Below are 2,449 nucleotides of genomic sequence, written 5' to 3' on the forward strand. Positions count from 1 at the left end.
GGGGTGTAAACCTAAACAAGAGTGGTCTGACCACTGAGCAAGATAAATACTACAGAACAAAAATTAATGATGCAGAAGCACGTGGTGATATAGAAGCAGCAAATAATGCAAGATATGAACGATATATTGAGAAACAGAAAAATCTTGACAAAGAAATAAAACCTAGAGAAGAATGGGATTCAGATCGAATACGGATGGAAAATAATAGACAGCGTGGTAGGGTAGAAGAAGAAAGTGGAAGGAAAGCTTTGGAACAACATCTTGGGCAAAAATTAGATAACAATAATACAGGAGAAATTAGAACCCACACATCTAGCGAAGGACATGTCACACGACCAGATAGCATAGGGCGTAGCACTAATGGTGAAATTAATTTAGTCCATGACCATAAACATAAAACTGGTGAAGGTCAACAAGTCATCCATAATGATAGTCAAATGCGTGCACAGAGGGAAATGCTTGAAGATAAAGTGAATGGTTTACATGTAGTGACGTTATCAAGTGATAAACCTAGCTTAGCTGACGTTCCACCAAGTCCTAGACCAAGTGCTCCACTAGGAGAAAAAAGTAAAGTTTACTATACGGATCCATTAAAAAATGTAATTACTCACGTGTGGGAGACAAATCCTCGCCTTCCTGGGGGAGGTAGATGGAAGAAACTGTGAGTACAATTTGGGAGGGCCTGCAATGAAACCTGATTTACTATCAATTTCTATGTTTCCAACAGTGTCTTTGGATATAGAAGATAAGATTAGAAATTTGTTGGAAATTTTTGAGGCGAATGAAAAAATGATTCCTACCTACTGGGGAAATAGTGATGGCGTTAAGGTAGAATATAATCGTAATGAAATAATAGAAAAAGTAATTGCAAAAGACAAGATTTCTGAACTGTATCTTTATCGAGATAAAGCCGCAAAATATAGTGGAGTGTTTGATATTAAGTGGAGTCAAAGATCTTTTTTGAAAATTGATTTTCATAAACCTATTTCACCTAAATTATTAGCGAGCTTTTATGATTTTTCTGATAAAATTGCTCAATTGGTAAAGCCGATTTATGGTGTAGCTCATATTTTTTGGCCTTCAACATACCCGTGGAATAACGAAAGAGAGCGTATGCAAGTTTGGATGGATGTTTGTGCTTATCCCGTACCGGTTCGTTTTTTTCCAAATGGCCCGCTCGGTATAGGAGCTAGAACGTACTTCAGTGGGCATCTCCTCGAAATGTTTGGAAAGGAGTTTTTGCTTGATTGCCCTGGAGAGGTTACAGAACCAGACTGGGGGGGAATACGTATTGATGTACTTCCTTCCTTTCTCACATCGGATAACGACACTTTGTTAGAAAGTTGGTTATCGATAATGAAATATTTACAAACGTCTCAAGTACTAGCTATTCCTAGTTTTGATGAAGATAAAATGGGAGTTTCATTTTCACCGAATACTGCCTGGAAAGAATATTTAAATAAAAGCTGACCAACAGAGGTGAGATTATGAGTGGACACAGCAACGAACGTCATAGAGTAATGCAAATCATTGATCATTCAAGAAACGAAAATGAGATAATTAATGGCTTAGAGTTGGATTATATTGATTTATCCTTTTCTGATTTATCTCAAGTTGCTGGAGATCGTATATATGCAAATGAAATTAATTTTAGAGGTTCTTCGCTTATAGGAGTATCCCTACGTGATTGTGAATTTATTGCTGCTAATTTTGAGAGCTGTAACTTTGAAGGTGCTGATATCGCTGACTGTGTTCTAAGTGAGGCAAACTTTAGTAAATCTCAAATGAAGCATGCAGAAATTAAAATAAGTACATGTATTGAAACGTGTTTTGATGATGTTGATCTTTCTTATGGAAACCTCTCAGGCACTACTATGTTAAAAGCTACATTTCGTCGATCCATCCTAAAGGGTATTCGAGCCCAGAAGGTTAACTTCGATCAATCTGATCTGACTAGTGCTACTCTGTCAGATGGTGATTTTGAGAAGTCTGATTTTATTCAGGCTATTTTAACAAAGGTTGAAGCTAAAAATGCAAACTTTGCTGGAGGGAATCTTACAGGGGCGAATCTTTCATATGGAGATTTTACAGGGGCTGATTTTTCAAATACAAATATTGCTAATGTGATTTGGAAAGGAGCAATAGTAGAGGGTGCGAAATTCGATGATTCTGCAAGAGAAATCGTCCTTAAAGGGTTGTAGTAATGATAACCGGAACATACTAGTAAATGCCTGAGGAATAGAGACCATGACAGCTTGAAGAGGGTCATTCATTTTACCTAATCCAAATTTTAAAAGCTTATTCTACCTTGTGATCTTATGAGGGGAATGAGCTTTTTTATGGTGAAATTTGCAGAGACATCAGAGAGACAACTTATAAGCGTCAGTATCCATAGAGGATCTAGAGCCGCCGCCAGAAGAGAAGAAGGGCTTCTGGAGCAAGGTGCTGC

The 2,449-nt window shown here is 37.5% G+C and carries 3 protein-coding genes; all 3 read left to right on the plus strand.

The genetic code is table 11. The annotated features are described in order from the left end of the window. Positions 1 to 665: ADP-ribosyltransferase (locus CHH75_RS24380; protein ID WP_244908328.1), on the plus strand; the 665-nt coding region annotated here is incomplete at its 5' end. A 22-nt stretch (positions 666 to 687) separates the two neighbouring features. Continuing rightward, complete coding sequence (locus CHH75_RS24385) at positions 688 to 1,470, plus strand: hypothetical protein (protein ID WP_095268197.1); 783 nt, start codon at positions 688 to 690, stop codon at positions 1,468 to 1,470. A 17-nt stretch (positions 1,471 to 1,487) separates the two neighbouring features. After that, positions 1,488 to 2,201: a pentapeptide repeat-containing protein gene (locus CHH75_RS24390; protein WP_095268198.1), complete on the plus strand. Its 714-nt coding sequence runs from the start codon at positions 1,488 to 1,490 to the stop codon at positions 2,199 to 2,201. Positions 2,202 to 2,449 lie beyond the last annotated feature (248 nt).

It is taken from the genome of Paenibacillus sp. 7541 (genome assembly GCF_002276395.1).
Taxonomy (GTDB): Bacteria; Bacillota; Bacilli; order Paenibacillales; family Paenibacillaceae; genus Paenibacillus_AQ; species Paenibacillus_AQ campinasensis.

Bases quoted from the DNA above. Each gene is read 5' to 3' on its own strand.
- CHH75_RS24385 (WP_095268197.1), top strand. From the start codon at position 688: ATGAAACCTGATTTACTATCAATTTCTATGTTTCCAACAGTGTCTTTG.
- CHH75_RS24390 (WP_095268198.1), top strand. From the start codon at position 1,488: ATGAGTGGACACAGCAACGAACGTCATAGAGTAATGCAAATCATTGAT.